The 17,554-nt window shown below is 36.8% G+C and carries 13 protein-coding genes and 1 pseudogene; 6 read left to right on the forward strand and 8 right to left on the reverse strand.

Annotated elements, in window-relative coordinates; translation table 11 throughout:
* Nucleotides 1-163: 163 nt before the first annotated feature.
* Nucleotides 164-514, reverse strand: coding sequence for a GIY-YIG nuclease family protein (locus ACZZZW_RS16660; RefSeq protein WP_463495085.1), 351 nt, complete (start codon nt 512-514; stop codon nt 164-166).
* A 133-nt stretch (nt 515-647) separates the two neighbouring features.
* Between ACZZZW_RS16660 and ACZZZW_RS16665 the strand changes: the two genes are divergently transcribed.
* The 4 genes and pseudogenes from ACZZZW_RS16665 (at nt 648) to bioD (ending at nt 3,760) form a co-directional block, all read left to right on the forward strand.
* Nucleotides 648-1,424 carry an XRE family transcriptional regulator gene (locus tag ACZZZW_RS16665; protein WP_055913502.1) on the forward strand — a complete coding sequence of 259 codons (777 nt, stop codon included), beginning with the start codon at nt 648-650 and terminating at the stop codon, nt 1,422-1,424.
* Nucleotides 1,425-1,503: 79 nt separating this feature from the next.
* Complete coding sequence (locus ACZZZW_RS16670; RefSeq protein WP_055913499.1) at nt 1,504-1,956, forward strand: hypothetical protein; 453 nt, start codon at nt 1,504-1,506, stop codon at nt 1,954-1,956.
* Between the two features lie 74 nt (nt 1,957-2,030).
* Nucleotides 2,031-3,152: an aminotransferase class I/II-fold pyridoxal phosphate-dependent enzyme gene (locus ACZZZW_RS16675; protein ID WP_463495088.1), complete on the forward strand. Its 1,122-nt coding sequence runs from the start codon at nt 2,031-2,033 to the stop codon at nt 3,150-3,152.
* Nucleotides 3,153-3,760, forward strand: a pseudogene (bioD, locus tag ACZZZW_RS16680) (dethiobiotin synthase).
* Between the two features lie 47 nt (nt 3,761-3,807).
* Here bioD and ACZZZW_RS16685 read toward each other — a convergent pair.
* The 7 genes from ACZZZW_RS16685 to ACZZZW_RS16715 form a co-directional block, all read right to left on the reverse strand.
* Nucleotides 3,808-4,506, reverse strand: a complete 699-nt coding sequence (locus tag ACZZZW_RS16685) for a GDSL-type esterase/lipase family protein (RefSeq protein WP_055913490.1) — start codon at nt 4,504-4,506, stop codon at nt 3,808-3,810.
* A 29-nt stretch (nt 4,507-4,535) separates the two neighbouring features.
* The gene (locus tag ACZZZW_RS16690) at nt 4,536-5,435 is read right to left on the reverse strand and encodes a glycerophosphodiester phosphodiesterase family protein (RefSeq protein ID WP_055913488.1); all 900 of its coding nucleotides are present in this window, start codon (nt 5,433-5,435) and stop codon (nt 4,536-4,538) included.
* Between the two features lie 12 nt (nt 5,436-5,447).
* Entirely contained in the window at nt 5,448-6,857 is a 1,410-nt protein-coding gene (locus tag ACZZZW_RS16695) for a calcineurin-like phosphoesterase C-terminal domain-containing protein (RefSeq protein ID WP_463495091.1), read from the reverse strand.
* A gap of 80 nt (nt 6,858-6,937) precedes the next feature.
* Nucleotides 6,938-8,473, reverse strand: a complete 1,536-nt coding sequence (locus ACZZZW_RS16700; protein WP_463495093.1) for a DUF5689 domain-containing protein — start codon at nt 8,471-8,473, stop codon at nt 6,938-6,940.
* Between the two features lie 12 nt (nt 8,474-8,485).
* Nucleotides 8,486-10,066, reverse strand: a complete 1,581-nt coding sequence (locus ACZZZW_RS16705) for a SusD/RagB family nutrient-binding outer membrane lipoprotein (RefSeq protein WP_055913480.1) — start codon at nt 10,064-10,066, stop codon at nt 8,486-8,488.
* A gap of 7 nt (nt 10,067-10,073) precedes the next feature.
* On the reverse strand, nt 10,074-13,391 hold the full coding sequence (locus ACZZZW_RS16710; protein WP_463495095.1) for a SusC/RagA family TonB-linked outer membrane protein: 3,318 nt from the start codon (nt 13,389-13,391) through the stop codon (nt 10,074-10,076).
* Between the two features lie 504 nt (nt 13,392-13,895).
* Nucleotides 13,896-15,116 (reverse strand): sterol desaturase family protein, encoded by a 1,221-nt coding sequence (locus ACZZZW_RS16715; RefSeq protein WP_463495097.1) that lies wholly within the window; start codon nt 15,114-15,116, stop codon nt 13,896-13,898.
* Nucleotides 15,117-15,280: 164 nt separating this feature from the next.
* Between ACZZZW_RS16715 and ACZZZW_RS16720 the strand changes: the two genes are divergently transcribed.
* Both ACZZZW_RS16720 and gndA read left to right on the forward strand, forming a co-directional pair.
* Entirely contained in the window at nt 15,281-16,036 is a 756-nt protein-coding gene (locus tag ACZZZW_RS16720) for an ROK family protein (protein ID WP_055913474.1), read from the forward strand.
* A gap of 86 nt (nt 16,037-16,122) precedes the next feature.
* Nucleotides 16,123-17,538, forward strand: coding sequence for an NADP-dependent phosphogluconate dehydrogenase (gene gndA, locus ACZZZW_RS16725; RefSeq protein ID WP_055913471.1), 1,416 nt, complete (start codon nt 16,123-16,125; stop codon nt 17,536-17,538).
* Nucleotides 17,539-17,554 lie beyond the last annotated feature (16 nt).

The following is a 17,554-nucleotide window of genomic DNA, read 5'->3' on the forward strand; positions in this document are numbered from 1 at the left end:
AGATCTATTCAATATTTAATGTGAGAATAATTAAATAACAAAACAAATATAAAGCTAAAGATTGCTTGAATGATTGGAAAACTATTCTGATCATTCAAGCATTTTTTTTATAAGCCTAAATTTCATTCGTATTTTTATTAAATATCTATACCTTAAAACCTGGTTAAGATAAACTGGAAAATGAGAGTTTAACCTGATTGGTAATATTTCTTTCTAAAAGAATATTTTCAAAATCAAGACCAATTGTTAAATCAATCCAATCTGGATTACAAGATCTAACCAATCGCTCTTTTTGCATACGGGTAAACCTGCTTATTGTTTTGAATCGGCCTAATGCCTGTGCTTCCGTTTTAAACTCTTCAAAATAAACCAACCGCGTTAATTGCTGCCCGCTATCGAAAAATAAGTTTGGCATCTGCTTGTAGAAATCCAGCGTCTTAATCAAATCTGAGCTCATGCCCACGTGCATACTTGTACGATTTCTGTCGGTAACGATATAAACAAACTTTTTCATGATCCTGTGTTTAAAAATTAAAACTAAACTATTTAGTATACCCTCTTGCAAATCAAAATAATATTACTAACTTTATGAGCATAAAATTACTAACTATTTTAGTAATTCCAAATTTATTTTAAAATTTATTTTTATGTCAAATATTTCAAATAATTTAAAGTACCTCAGGAAGAAAAAAGGCCATACACAGCAGAATTTCGCTGATATTATGGAAATCAAAAGATCGCTGATTGGCGCTTATGAGGAAGACCGGGCAGAACCGAAGTATGATTTACTAAAAAAAATAGCAGAATACTTTGACCTGACCATCGATGAATTTATTAATGAGAAGATATCTGACAGCTGGAAACCGAAGCCGAAAAGCCAGGGATCTAACCTAAGGGTGCTTAGCATTTCTGTAGATCAAAATGATCGTGAGAACATCGAATTGGTTCCGGTTAAAGCGAGTGCTGGTTATTTAAATGGTTTTTCAGACCCACAATATATTAGTGATCTTCCAAAATTTCAGCTTCCTCTTGCTGCCTTAAGGCAGGGTACATTTAGGGCATTTGAAATTATGGGCGATAGTATGTTACCCGTTCAGCCAGGTAGCGTAATTATTGGCGAGTATTTAGACAATTGGAACGAAGTAAAAACCGGAGAAACGTATATCGTAATCAGTAAAAATGAAGGCGTTGTTTATAAAAGGGCTGGCAACCGTTTCAGAGAAAATAAAGATTTAAAATTAATATCTGATAATAAGGTATACGATGCCTATACAATTGCTGCAGAAGATATTTTGGAAATCTGGAAAGCTAAAGCGTATATCTCTACCTCATTACCAGAACCTGCACCAGACCCAACCATGGAAACATTAACACAGATGATGGCCCAAATGCAGAAATCAATTTCGCAATTAAATAAAAATTAACACTTTTTAACAACAGCCGATTAAACCGTTTGCGTTTTTATGTATCTATTGAATTAACAAACACATAAAAAAACAGAACATGAAAAAGGCAATTTTAACAATAGCAATTGCAGTAATGGGATTAACCGCTGCATTTGCTCAAGACACTACAAAGCGTGCAAGACGGGCAATGCCTAAAATGACCGCAGAACAAAGGGCTGAAAAAGTAACCGCCAAACTGGAGAAAGAATTAAGCCTTACAGCTGATCAGAAAACCAAAATTTATGCCATTCAATTAGAGAATGCAAAAAAAATGGAGACTTGGAGAACTGCTGATCAAGGTGATATTAAAGGTAAGATGAAAGAGCGTAAAGCAGCCATGGATGAGCAAAAAACTAAAATTGATGCTGTTTTAACCGCCGATCAAAAAACAAAGCTGGATGCTTTTCGTGCAGAAGCCAAAGAAAAAGGTGAAAAAATGAGAAAAGGAATGGGCGGAAGAGGCAGAAAAGATAAAGCCCCTGTGGTTTCAAATCCACCTGCACAAGGATAAATTGAGTAAACAGTAATTAATTATATTTTTGAAAGCGTTCCGATTATTCGGGACGCTTTTTTTACTTTTGACCGATGAGCAAAATAGAGCAATTTCTTAATGGCAAACTTCAGGAGCGAAAAGATAATTTTTCCATCAGAAATTTATCAACGAACTTCCCTCCTTTTGATTTTTGTTCTAATGATTATCTCGGTTTTGCCAGGTCTGTCGAATTAAAAGATTTGATCGATCTAACATTAAGTAAACTACCAAATTACCTAAGTGGTGCAGGTGGCTCGCGCCTTTTAAGCGGAAATACCAAGTTTATAGAAGAAACTGAGCAATTTATTGCCGATTTTCATCAATCTGAAAGCGGATTGATTTTCAATTCGGGATACGATGCAAATGTGGGGCTCCTATCATCTGTTCCACAACGTGGTGATACTATTATTACAGATGAGCTGATCCATGCAAGTATTATAGATGGCTGTAGATTAAGTTATGCCACACGATACAAATTTCTTCATAACGATATAAATGATCTAGAAAGCAAACTGAAACTTGCCAGGGGAAATATTTTTGTGGTGGTAGAAAGTGTTTATTCCATGGATGGTGATTTTGCCCCTTTGATTGAAATATCGAATCTTTGTAAGCTTTACAATGCAAATCTGATTGTGGATGAAGCTCATGCTACAGGTATATTCGGTAAAAACGGAAGCGGATTAATCAATCAGCTTAATTTGACCGGTCAGGTTTTTGCACGCATTGTAACTTTCGGAAAAGCCATGGGTACACACGGAGCAATTATTTTAGGGAGTAAAAATTTGCGCCAATACCTGATTAATTACGCAAGATCATTTATTTACACTACCGCAGCACCTGTTCATAATATTGTAGCGATAAAATCTGCCTATCAGTTATTACCGAAAATTGATCATGAGTTGGTTCATCAAAAAATTGCCTTGTTCAGGAAAACCGTAAGAGAACTGAATATTAATACCCTTGACAGCGAAAGCACTATCCAGGGGGTTTTATTCGAAACCAATGAAGCCACAAAAATGGCTGCAACTACATTGCAAAACCAGGGTTTTGATGTAAGGGCAATATTAAGCCCAACCGTGGCAGTAGGAAAAGAAAGATTAAGGATTTGCCTGCACACTTTTAATACCGATGAAGAAATTATTTCGTTGGTTAATCACCTTAAAGCATTAAATTAAATGGCTAAATATTTTATAACAGGAATAGGAACAGGAATTGGAAAAACTTTAATCAGCGCCATTTTAACTGAAAAATTAAAAGCAGATTATTGGAAACCGATCCAATCTGGAGACTTAGAAACAAGCGACAGTCTAACTATCGAAAATTTAATCAGCAACAGCAAAACGGTTATCCATCCAGAAAGTTATAGACTGAACCAGCCTTTATCCCCCATTTATCAGCAAAATTGGATGGCATTGAAATCGACCTCAACAACATCAACATTCCTGAAACCGATAATAATTTAATTATTGAAGGTGCCGGAGGTTTAATGGTTCCGTTAAATGAACATGAATTGATTGTTGACCTAATTAAAAAACTGAATGTAGAAGTGATATTGGTTTCTCAAAATTATTTAGGCAGCATTAACCATACGCTTTTATCAATTAATCTGCTTAAACAATATCAAATTCCTATTAAAGGCATTATTTTTAATGGCGATGAAAATTTAGAAACAGAAAGATACATATTGCAATATTCGAAAATAAAAAAGCTAGGTGGTGTACCTAGCTTAGAAAATATTGATAAAGAAAAAGTGCAGTTTCTTGGCCAAAACCTTTCTATTTAACTCCTAAGAAGTCAAGTTTTTGAAACTTGACTTCTTTCCAAATCATATTATTTCTCAGTTAAATAACCAGTTTTTTTAAGAAAATCTGCCCAAACCTGGTATCCAGCCGGAATAAGGTGCAAACCATCTTTAGTGAGTTCTGCCCTTAAATGCTTGTCCTGATCGGTGAAATTTGGATACAAATCAATAACGGTAACATTTTTAGCCGCAAATTTTCTGATTTCATCATTTAACCAAAGAATATGTTCGTCTTTACCATAATGATTTTTAAATTTTTCGAAAGCACTGTTCACAGGTAAAAGTGTGTTAAAATAAATGTGTGTTTTTTTCGATCCTTTCCTAATCCGGGCAATGATGGTTTTATAATTTCTTAAAATTACACTATCGGGAATATTCCTCGAAACATCATTTATTCCAATTAAAATAAAAACTTTTGCCGGTTTACCATCTATCACATCTTGCAGGCGCTCTAAAACGCCAAAAGTAATGTCGCCTGATATTCCCCTGTTTTTTGCTTGCGGAAGATCCAAAAGTTTGGCCCAATCGGTACCGGCTGTAATGCTATTGCCTAAAAAGATGAAATCTTTCTTTGATGCAGGATCAGCTTTAAATTTTGCAACCAGTTCTACATATTTCCCTGGTCGGTAAGTACTGTCCCATTTAACCTCCTGCGCTTGTAATCCTGTTAAATTAAGCAGTAATAATGTACAGGCAGCTAGTAATAGCCTTTTAAAGTGTGCTTTCATATTATATTTAGTTATTAGGGACTAAAATACTATTTTGCCTGCACTAAAATATCCGGATAGTCAGAAATAATACCATCAACATTTAAAGCTTTTAATTTTTGAATATCAGCTAAAGTATTTGCTGTCCAGGGAATAATTTTTACACCATCAGCATGTGCTTTTTTCACCAATTCTTCATTTACCATTTGCCATAACGGGCTTAAAATAAATGGCTTATAACCCAAATCAGCAATATTTTCTTCATATGTTTTTTTATTGGCCACCAAAAAAGATGTTTTCATTTTTGGATACTTTTCATGGATGATCTGTATTGTTCTTTTATCGAAAGATTGGATTACAACAAAATCAGTTACCTTTTTCTTAATTATTACTTCCATTAAAAGCTTAACAAATTCTTCAGGTTTAGGGTTGGTAATTCCATCACCGCTTTCGCTGCATTTGGTTTCGATATTATAAAAGAACTGCTTCCTTTTATTGGCTTTTATATCCTGCTGAACGGCATCAATTAAATCAGCTAATAATGAAAGATGCGTTTTTTCTTTTTTCTGCTGAGGAAACAAATCATAATACTTTGTGCCGATATCGAATTTCTTAATTTCAGCATAGTCCATTCCAAAAATGGGATATTTCTTCGCATCTGTTGTTGGGATATCTTTACCATCAGGGCTTAGCATAAATGCAGGACTTAAATAATCATCATGGGTAACCACTACTTTACCATCTTTTGAAATATGAGTATCCATTTCAAGTGTGGTAATGCCATCAATTTTCATGGCATTTAACATTGCCAAAATTGTATTTTCGGGCATTAGTCCTCTTCCTCCACGGTGCGCTTCTGCACTAAAAGCAGGGAATTTAACTTCCTGACTAAATGATTTAGCTGCAAATGCAGAAAATAAGATAAAAATTGTTGTTGTTTTAAGTTTCATATTTAGAATGGATTAAGCTTTAATTTCAGCTTCAAATTTTTCTCCGAAGCGATCGGTAGCCACAACTTTAACTTTTTTTACTGATGGTTCGAAATGTGCTATGAATAAATGATCAGTAGACCTGGGCTCTACAAATGGCCGTGGATTTGGTAATTTATCTCCTTTATATAGTTTAACCGCTAACGGATCATACCCATCTGTTTGTGCCAACACACCCATTGCTTTACCATCCAAGTAATATTCTACTTTCCATTCGGGATCATAATTCCAAACATTGGCAATTAATCTCTTCTGATTGGTAAGTGTATCTACATAAATATCAAGCTGTTCTTTACGGTTTCTGCCTGTTGATTTATAATACCATTTTAAATTGGTACCGTCTACTTCATAAACACCATAACCTCGAGGCGTTCCATCCTCACAAATTGGGCCTGTCCACCAGCCACCACAAACAGTTCCGTGATTATGTTCATAAATGCCGTTTTTGATTACATTTTTATTAAAATGTGTATGGCCCGACATAATGTGAACGTTTTTAAAATCTTTTAATACTGCATAAAAATCTTCATTATTTTTAACCGAATTGTGCACCGGAATGTGCAGACAAATGATCAATAATGAATCTTTTGGCACCAACTGAAGATCTTTCGCCAGCCATTCGAGTTGCGTTGGGGTAATGTAACCATCGTAAGTTCTTTCTACACCCAAATAACGAACATCATCTAAAACAACGTAATGGGCTTTCCCCCTATTGAAAGAATAATATGTTGGTCCGTAATGCGCCTGAAAGGTACGATCTGAGGTATCATCTCCCCCTTGTCTGTAATCCTGATCGTGGTTTCCCAATGCCTGGAAAAACGGGATTCCGATATTAGCAATGGCTTCATCGTATGCAGGAAAAAGGTCGAAATTATCCCAAACTAAATCGCCAACACCAATTCCATGGACTGGTGTTTTACCCATACTTTTTACCACTTCTCTTGTATCGGGAACAGAAGTTTCCATCATCTGCTGAACATCTTTTTTGTTCTTCACCTGCGGATCTGCCCAAATGATAAAATTGTGTTTATTATCGTTCTGTTTTAAAGGTTTAAGGTCGAAGTTTAATTTGCCAGCTGTATCTGGTTTATAATAATGACGTGCTATACTGCTTTCTGTTTTAAATTCGTAACCAGATGGTGTACTGATCCAAACAAAACGGGCAAGTTCATGCAATTGGATTTGATAATTGCCGCTTTTATCTGTTTGTACTACACTATAGCCATCCGAAATTACCACACCAGCTACAGCTTTACCTTTACTGGTTACGGTTCCGCTTACCAATCCATCAACAGAAAATAAGGATGATGGAAAAGATTTTAAGCTGATGAAGATTGTTGAGGTTAATAAAGTAGATTTTTGTATGAATGATCTTCTGTTCATGATTTTTTAAGGATATTAAATCATCGTATTAAATTCTATAATATAAAGAAGGCCAGTACTTGCTGGCCCTCTCACTGTTTTTACTTATCTATTAAAGTGGTAACGCCACCTGTTTCGATTGCACTGAGTACAGAAGTATTGGTTAAAGGAACGCTTGTCATAGTTCTAACCGATTCCCAGCCGCCTTTGGTGGCTTTGTAAACGCCTCCTAATTTTGCAAAACTTGTTGCTGTTGGAAAACCAGCAAAACGTTTAGAAACATCATTGGTTCCTTTTCCGTAATACTCCTGAGGAACTTTTCCTGCATAGGTGGCAAATTTATCGGTAATGGTAATCCTCAATCCATACTCTGGCGGACCGGCAGTATAAAAACTTCCTTTATCGCCTCCATAAAAGATAACATCTAAAGGTGTTGAAGCTGGAGTTACATTTGTACCTTCAAATAATGCGATACCGGCAACATTACCGCTATTGGCCAACAGGTTACCTGTTTTATCGCCAATACCATTAGCACCTGCTAACACGCTATAATCTAAACTGGCTATCCATTTTGAAGCAGGTATAACTGTTGAGGCTGAGCCATTAATACGTTGACCTGCGCCTCCAACATAGAAAAACTCACCTTTTTTTACGGTTCCGGAAATGAGGTTAAACTTGTAGGTTCTTACGCCGCCTGTATTCCATCCTAACGTAGGGAAAGAAGCTGCACCGGCATTATTACTCGTATACGCTGAGAATGGAGTTACTGCAAAATCAATATCCCTTGTAGCTAAAAACTGAATATATTCATAATTACCATCCGTACCATTTGGATCTACATCGAAGCCCGAAATAATTGCTGGTGATAGTTTAGGCATAGGAACGTAAAAGAAGTCATCAACAGTTCGCATCCGGTATTCGATCTTCTTCGAAGTTCCTGTTCCTGTAACGTAAACAATGCCTGTAAAATTTCCTGAAGGTTGTACAATTGCATTGGCGAAAGTTGCATTGGTACTGGTACGCAATGTTGCCAGGCCGAAACCGTCGTTTAATATTTTATCTCCAGAATATACCACATCGCTTGCAGGTTCCGGATCATAAACCGCATTGTTAATTGCAACCAGCGTACTTTCATAACGATCTGGATTGGCTAAGATAGCACTCGTATTTGCCGCCTGTAATTTAATTGTTCTTCCTGATGCCACTTTGGTTATCGCCGAACCCGTTAAACCAGTGATCTGTAGAATTCCATCAACCCTTTTTAATACTCCTCCATCCAATTTAATGTGCAAAGAATCACCTGGGATATAATTTGAGGCAGCATTTCCGATATTGAATGAAATCCCTCTAAGCGAATCTGCAGTACCGTTAATGCGGCTGTTTTGCAAAGCAATTAATCCTGTTACCGAATTGCCCGATCTAAAATCAGAAACCACCACACCTCTTATGCTTGTGGCACCACCTATAGCATCTGGATTAAGTGAAAGATCCGAGCCTTTATAGTATCTCCTTAAATCAAAGTTAGAAATGAAACCACTTTCAGAAAATTTATATTTATAGTCGTCATCTCTTTTACAACTTGCGTAAACAACTACAAGAATTGCAAGCAAGAAAAAATATTTTAATTTATTTTTCATCGTCAATAATATTTAAGGTTTTTGCCACCACATTAAAGTGTTTACATCATCCGGACCTTGAGCGGCCAAAACGTTTTTATAGTTGGTAGGGTTGGTTGATTGTGCAAGTATAGGATAGTATAAACGAACCGGCATTTTGCCTCCATTTAATAAACTTGATCCTTTCGGAAGCAACGGATGGCCTGTTCTTCTATATTCGAACCATTGCTGAAAATCAACCAAAAAAAGTGCATAATATTTTTGTAAGTGAATTTGTTCGAGTTTGCTGTTTGCACCTGTTGTTTTACTATCCAATGGCAATGCATTATTCCAGCTAAAATCACCTTTTAAAGCATAATTTCTTACAGCTGCATCATTACTGTTTGCATATAAAGTTGGCAACCAATAATTAATTCCATCGGCTACACCTTTATAATAATAATTTTCACCCGTTCCATTAATCCAACCTTTGGCAGCTGCTTCAGCTAAAATAAAATCAACTTCAGCCACGTTCATTATCACACCTGTTGATGCATCTGTTTGTAAACTTGTGGGGTTACCCGACTGTGCATCTGAATAAAAGTAAGCTTGTTTTGCCGGTGCCCCGCTACCTATTGGATAAGCACTCTGTACACCAATATATCCTGCCGGACCAGCAGCTATGCTCCACCTGTTTACCCCATTTTTTCCAAGATTTGGATCTATCCTTGGATCGTTCCAACTGGTAAGGTTATTCATAAAAAAATCAACAATGGCCGAACCCCTGAAATCCGCTGGCCTAACGTTTACCATAAATGGAGACGAATAAACCGCAGTACTGCTATTTGTACCATTCCAAAGAATTTTAGCGGTATGTGTATTGTCAGTCATTATTGGATACTTGGCAGGGTTGGTATCAACAATTTCTTTAATTTTTGCAATGGCCTGAGCACTTGCTTCTGCCTTGCCAGAAATACGTAACAGCAGCCTTAAGTACAGCGAATTTCCAAATCTGCGCCATTTACTAATATCTCCGTTAAATACCGGATCACTGCTTGCTTCAATTTTCTGCCCCGCTGTTAGCAATGTATTGGCTTCTTCCAGTTTGCTTAATAGTGATGCATAAATATCTTTTTGCTTATCGAATGCTGGCTCCAGCACTCCATCTCTACCTTGATTTGCCTGGGTGTAAGGTACATCTCCGTAAGTATCGGTTAGCAATTGCATTGTCCATGCTTCTGCAATTCTCGAAATTCCCTGATAGGAAGTATTAATCGCACCTGGTTTACTGGCAATTGTATTGATATCTTTAATGTTAGTCAATTCAGAATACCATGAATTCCACATTGCGTCAGATAATTGTCTTCTGATATCATAGCGGTAGATCCTACCTTCCAGTACCTCATCCAATGTAGAAACCGTAACCTGCATCAGTTCATTGTTAATGGTTCTGTTGCGGATTAAGTTTGCACTCAACACATTGGTTAACGTAGGTGCCAGCAATTTATCTGCGGTAACTTCTGGCACACCTATTGGATCGGTATTAATTTTATCGAAATCTTTCTTGCAGGAGAAAAATGAAGTCCCCATCACCAGTAAGAAAGCATAACCTGTAATATTTTTAATCTTTTTCATTTTCTTATTAGTTTATACCCACTACTAAACGTGCACCAAAAGTTCTGGTTGATGGCAGTTGTCCTACCTCAAAACCTTGTACAATATCGTTGCCCGACAGTGTACCAAACTCCGGATCGAAGGCAGGCCATGGCGACCAGGTGTACAGGTTACGGCCATACACGCCTATGGTTATCCTGCTCAGGCCTAAGCTAGAAACCAATCTTTTTGAGAATGTATAATTAATATTAGCCTCTCTGAATTTTAAATAATCTGTTCTAAATGTACTTCCTTCTGCATTGGTTGAGCCGTACATGGCTTCATAAAATGCACCCACATCAGTTGCAACTGTGGTATTAGGACTATAAGTAACACCATCAGGATTTAACATTACACCATCCCCGATTAAACCGCCGTACCTTCCCGGTAAGGTTAATTTCAATTTACCAAGGCCGGCCATTCTTGCAAAGGTTAAAGAATGGGCAAAAGCACCAAGTTGTGCATCAAATAAAACATTGGCAGCAAAGCCTTTATAAGTTACACCAGTACCAAAGCTAAATCTGAATTTAGGCATAGTATTACCCAGGTATTTTAACTGGGTTTGATCTGGAATGGCTTTACCCGTATTGTCGAATATTACTTGTCCATCAGGTGAACGCTTTAGGCCAAAACCATAAATATCGCCTAAACTACCTCCTACATTGGCTACGATTTGAGTACCTCCAATTGGGCCGGTACGCAATATCACTGAGCTATCTGCAAGTTCTTTAATGGTGTTTCTGTTTGCTGAAAAAGTTCCGTTAACCGTCCATTTAAATGATCTGGTTTGCAATGGTATTGCGTTTAATGACATTTCCAAACCTTTGTTATCTACTCGTCCTGCATTGAATACGGCAATAGAATAACCAGTTGCACGATCAATTGAGCGACTTAATATCTGATTTTTTGTATTTCCGGTATAAGCGGCAAAATCAAAATTCAATCTGTTTTTAAACAATTTTAATTCCGCACCCACTTCAATTGTTGTGGTAGATAATGGCTTTAAGTTATTGTTTGGGAGTACACTTGGGTTTGTCATTGCACCGCCAGGATAAATTCCGTTTGCGGCAAGGGTATAGTTATATGCAGTTCGGTATGGTGTTGTACCTCCACTACCCACCTGAGCAATTGATCCGCGAAGTTTAAAATAGCTAATTTGTGAAGGCATTTGCCAAAAATCGGAAGCAATGAAAGATAAACTTGCAGATGGATAGAAGAAACCCACATTATCGGTACGTAACGGAGATGCCAAAGTACTGTTCCAATCCTGTCTGCCTGTCAAATCCAAAAACAAATAATTTTTTAGTGAAAGCGACATTGTACCGTACAAACTGTTAATGTTAAAACGGGCAGTATCCGGAACAGAAATCAGTGGATTTTGATTGTTTTCTAACCTGTAATCTCCCGGAACAACCAATCCATCAGCACGCAATTCTGATTTGTTGTATCGATTTCTCAATTGGCTACCACCTACTGAAGCAGAAAGTTTTAAATCCTTAGATAAATCTTTATTGTATCTTAATAAAAAGTCGGCATTTACTTCATAAGAATTTATATCCTGAACACGAAAAGATCCCTGAGCAAATTTCGCTCCTGCAGCATCCCACGGACGCTTAGTTTCGCGGATATCATGATTATAATCAATAGAAGAACGCACAAGTAAACTTAAATCATTGGTAAACTTGTAAGTCGCCTGGATATTACCCAAAATACCATTTCTTCTCTGTCCGTTTAAATATTGTTCAGAAATTGCATAAGGACCTTCTGGAAAGCTGGATGTTAAATCAACAAATTTCCGACCTTCCTGTCCGGCTACCCAATAGTTCTTAAACCAATCCAAATTCATGTTTGGATGCGCAAACATAAACCAATACATTAACGATTGATTACCATAACCGGTTGCTGGTAAATTATCACTATGCCTATTATTGTAGTTGGCTTTAAAAACAATGTTTAGTTTTTTGGTTATGTTACTATTTCCAGATAGCGCAAGGGAAGTACGCTCTAAATTTGTATTGGGAACAATCCAATCATTGTTGCCATGGTTTGCAGTAAAACGTAACCCTACTTTTCCAGCGTTTCCATCTAATGTTACAGAATTGGTAGTTTCGACACCTGTTTTGAAAAACGCATCCAAAGCATTTGGATAAGCCACCCAAGGTGTACGGGTGGTGCCCCCTTTTTGTGTAGTTGGATCATATTGAAAAAACATGCTCGTGCCATCAAACCTCGGTCCGTAGGTAGAACTAGTTGCATGGGTATCGGCACCATCGGCATTGGTTCCAAAACTGTAATAGCTTGCACCACTTACGCCTGCTCCATACTCTTGCTGAATATCCGGACCTCTGTTAATTTGCTCAAATGCTGTATTGGAAGTAAACGTAATGTTAAACTTTTTTTTGCTGCTGCCAGCAGATTTAGTGGTAATTACAATGGCTCCATTTGCTCCACGCTGGCCATATAGTGCAGATGCCGCAGGTCCTTTTAATACGGTTACATTCTCAATATCGTCTGGACTTAAATCATTCAGCGCGCTTCCAAAATCTGTAGGCAGAATATCTCCTGATGTACCATAAACGCCTCCACCTGTTCCGGCTGTACGTTTAGCACTGCTACTGGCAACTACACCATCAATTACAATGAGCGCTTCGTTATCGCCGGTTAAATTATTTTCTCCCCGAAGGATAATTTTATTGGATGCAGCCAAACCGCTGTTACGAACCAGGTTTAAGCCTGCAACTTTACCCGATAAAGCATCAGTCCAGTTGGTAGAAACCGCATTGGTAAATGCAGAACTATCTAAAACTGCAACTGAGTAACCCAGTGCCCGTTCAGAACGTTTAATACCAAGGGCCGTAACCACAACATCATTTAAAGCACTTGTAGAAGATTGTAACCTTACCACAGCATCATTATCGTTGTTATTAAAAAGTTTAGCTAAAGTTTTATAACCCACCATATTGTACAAAATGGTTGTTCCCTTAGCAACACTGATTGAGTAATTTCCTTTCTCATTTGTTACTGCCAAAAACTTCTTATTGTTATCGGTGATGGTAGTACCAATTAACACCTGTCCATCCGCATCATCTAACACAGTACCTTTAATAACAATTTTTTGGGTTGGCGTTTGTGCAAAACCTTGGTTTATGCAAACCAATTGTAATACCAATGCAAACACTAAAATACTAAAGCGTTTTAGCCTACCTTTAAAAAAAGGGGTAATTGTTTTAAAGCTATCGGGATTGCTTTTCTTTACATGCAGAACGCACTGATACCACGAAATCTGTTGAGTAAAATTTTTAATCATAATTATTTATATATCCGGTTAGTAATAGGGTTCATAATTTCGATTTATTTCGACCGGATTTGCGGGCAAAGTAAGTCTGTTTATGTTAAAACTATGTTAAGTAAATATTAATGTATTAAAAGCCTCACTAAAATGTTGCGTTTAGTTTAATTTTACTTATTATAAGTTTCGTTATATAAAATTATAAAAACAAATCGAAACAAAAAACAATAAAACACACGAACAGCAAACATTCAATAACTGAATGATTAAAAAGACAGAATTAAAGATGATTGAAGAAAATCCGGAAAAGATATTTTGAAAAGGATTAAATAGAAATCAGCCAAATAAGAGTGTTTAAAGCAATAAATTTGATCTCAATGCATCAATATAAGTTAAGCTAACCAACACGCGTAATAATTTCATTACACATCAAATAAATACGCATCTATATAATGCAACAAAACGAAACAGCATCTTGTAACAATAATGTATAAATTAAAATCGAAAGCTAAAGAAATAACACTAACGGGCTTTTACATACTCAAAAACATGTTTCATGTAAAGTTTACGTAAAGAGAATGCCCGCTCAAGTGTAATTAAAATAATAACGGGAAATATTAAAAAACCAAGTAGATTATAAGTGTAAAAAAAGAAGCCAAATATTAAGATCAGCCTGAAACATTCCAGGTAATAAATCCATTTGCGCTGCTCTAACAGTGCGCCTATATTTATAAGCGTAACCAAAATAAATATAAGGATCGCAACCTTGTTTACTGGTGTTAAAAAGCCATAAAATAAAGTTGCTGTAGTAAGCATGGCCACCACAATAAACAGCTGGATATTTAAGTAAATTTTAAATTTAGGTTTGGCCACTTCCTGCTTTTTGTTCTGATAATAGCGCGCTTCTAAAATTGGCCGGATATTCTGATCCATCAAAGCCGGACTACCAAAAACGGCATCCCATTTTGCTTTAAAACCATTCGCACGCTTGTAAGCCTCTGCAATTTCGAGGTAATAATGAAAATGCTGCCATAAAAAACTATAACTTTTAATGGGATGTGTTAAACCATATTTCGGAGCTTCTTCTTCCTTTTGAAAAGTACCAAAAAGCTTATCCCAAAACACAAAAACATCTCCATAATTTTTATCCAGGTATTTCTCATCAGAAGCATGATGAACGCCATGTAAGGAAGGTGTAATCAGTATGTTTTCCAACCAGCCCAGCTTCCCAATCAATTGGGTATGGGTAAAAAAAGAATAGGCTCCATGTGCCAATAGTATGGCAATAATCATATTCGGATGAAAGCCGATCAATGGAAGAATACACCAGAATACATTCCGAAAAATAGCCTGGATAGTGGTGATTCTTGCTGCTGCCGATAAATTAAATTCCTCACTTTGGTGATGCACAATATGTGCTGCCCATAAAAAGTTAATTTCATGCCCCAACCTGTGGTACCAATACCAAACCAAATCTGTAGCCAACAATAGCAATATCCATACGTACCATTTGGTGCTGATATCAAAAATGGCATAATTGGTGTAAACCCAGTTATAAATCTGATAAAAACTGGCTGCAATAAATAAATTCAACAACCTCTCGGCAATCCCTACACTAAAATTTGCTACCGTACTTTCATATTTAAATACCTCTGCCCTTTTTTGATGCCGGGCTATTTTAAACTCTATAAATACAAAAATAAAAAACGCCGGAATAGCGAATGCAAGGTAATTTACCGTCATAACAACTTTGGTCTAATTTTAGTTTAACGGAACAAACTTAAATATATTCTATTAAATACATAGATTTTATAGAATATATTATTACACATAAATTACTTCGATAGTGATTTAATGTTTGTCGTTTTAATTTATTTGTAGAACTTCGAAATTATAAATACACTACTATGGCTGAAAAGAAAAAAGCTGAAAACAATATATTATCAATCGATATTGGCGGCACAAGCATTAAAACGGTTCTTTTGGATGAAAGCGGAAACATGCTTACCGAATATATAAAAAGTAAAACTCCGCCCGAAGCTACACCTAAAGACATTGTTTCTGGTATTGTTGAACTAATTGCCCCCTTTCCGAACACCTACAACCGTGTTTCAATCGGTTTTCCTGGCTATGTAAAAAACGGAATAGTTAAAACCGCTCCAAACCTGGCTAAAAATAAATGGGCTGATGTAGACCTTGCCCAACGCGTGGCCAACGAACTGGGCAAATCGGTACGGCTGGTAAATGATGCCGATCAGCAAGGTTTGGGCGTTGTAGAAGGTAAAGGTTTTGAAATTGTGTTTACAGTGGGTACCGGTTTTGGTACTGCATTGTTGTTTGATGGAGAATTGTTGCCACATTTAGAACTGGCACACTTGCCAATTAATAAGGATGAAGATTACGATGATTATATAGGCAATAAAGCTTTCGAAAAAATCGGTTCAGAACGTTGGAATAAAAGGCTTAAAAAAGTAATCGAAATCTACAAAACAGTTTTTAATTACGATACCTTATATATAGGTGGCGGTAATTCTAAACAGATAGATTTTAAACTGGAAAGCAATATTAGAATTGTAACCAACAGAGATGGAATTAAAGGTGGTGCCAAGCTTTGGAAACTGGCCGATAAGTACAACATCTTCACTGTTGAGCCTGAAAAATAATTGATCTTTATTACAATCTTTTAACAACAATATCTGCAATATTAATTTGTAAACCCTAATTTTGGGTGCAACCTAAAAAATAAAAAATGGCAAGTAACGATTCAAAAAAATATAAATTGGGAATGATCGGTTTAGGCACAATGGGCCGAAACTTATTGTTAAACATGGCTGATAAAGGCTTCTCTGTAACAGGTTACGATAAAGACAGAAAAATGATCTCGAAACTTGAAGAAGAAGGCAAAACGCACAATCTGGAAGGATTTGATGATATTGAAACTTTTATTGCAAGCTTGCAAACGCCACGTACACTGATTTTACTGGTGCCTGCCGGACCAATTGTTGATAGTGTTATTGCAGAATTAAAACCATTGTTAAGCAAAGGCGATATTATCATTGATAGCGGTAACTCTCATTTTACCGACACCAACCGCCGCGTTGATGAACTGGAGAAAGATGGTTTGCATTTCTTCGGCATGGGTATTTCTGGAGGTGAAGAAGGCGCACGTTTTGGTCCGAGTATGATGCCAGGTGGCGATAAACAAGCTTACAATGTAGTAAAAGATGTTTTTGATGCGGTAGCAGCAAAAGTTGGAACCGATCCTTGCGTAACCTACATTGGCCCGGGTGCTTCCGGTCACTTTGTTAAAATGGTACATAATGGAATTGAATATGCCATTATGGAACTCATTGCCGAGGTTTATGGAATCCTGAAAAATGGTTTAGGCTATTCCAACGATGATATATACAAAGTATTTAAAAAATGGAACGAAGGCAGGTTGCAATCTTTCTTATTAGAAATTACTGCTGAAATTTTTGTTTTTAAAGATGCAGAAACTCAAAATGATCTTTTAGATCAGATTAAAGATGAAGCCCGCTCAAAAGGTACCGGAAAATGGACCTCAGAGGTTTCAATGGAACTTCAATTGCCAATTCCAACCATTAACGAGGCTGTTTCAAACCGCGATTTATCCAAGTTTAAACAATTAAGGGTTTCTTTAGAAGAGGCTTTTGGCAAAAAAGATACCCAGATAGCAGTTACCATTGAAGAACTTGAAGATGCGTTTTACTTTGCTATGATCAGTGCCTATGCGCAGGGTATGCACTTATTGGTTCAGGCTTCAAAAGAATATAAATACGATTTACAGTTACAGGAAATTGCAAAAATCTGGCGTGGTGGCTGTATCATCAGGGCCAAATTTTTAGAAGATATTTATCAGGCTTACGAGAAAAACAATTCATTAGAACATTTATTCGGTGATGCTGGTATTCAAAACATCATTAAAGGAACATTAAGCGGCACACGCAAAACAATCGGTGCCTGTATCAGTTCTGGCTTAGGTATTCCTGCATTTGCATCAACCCTAACCTATTTCGATACCATTACCACAGGCCGCATGCCTTCTAATTTAATCCAGGCACAAAGAGATTTCTTTGGCGCACATACTTTTGAGCGTATTGATAAAGATGGTGTTTTCCATGCTGACTGGAATAAATTATCATAACCCTAATAGATTCACG

It is taken from the genome of Pedobacter sp. AC379, from assembly GCF_979258145.1.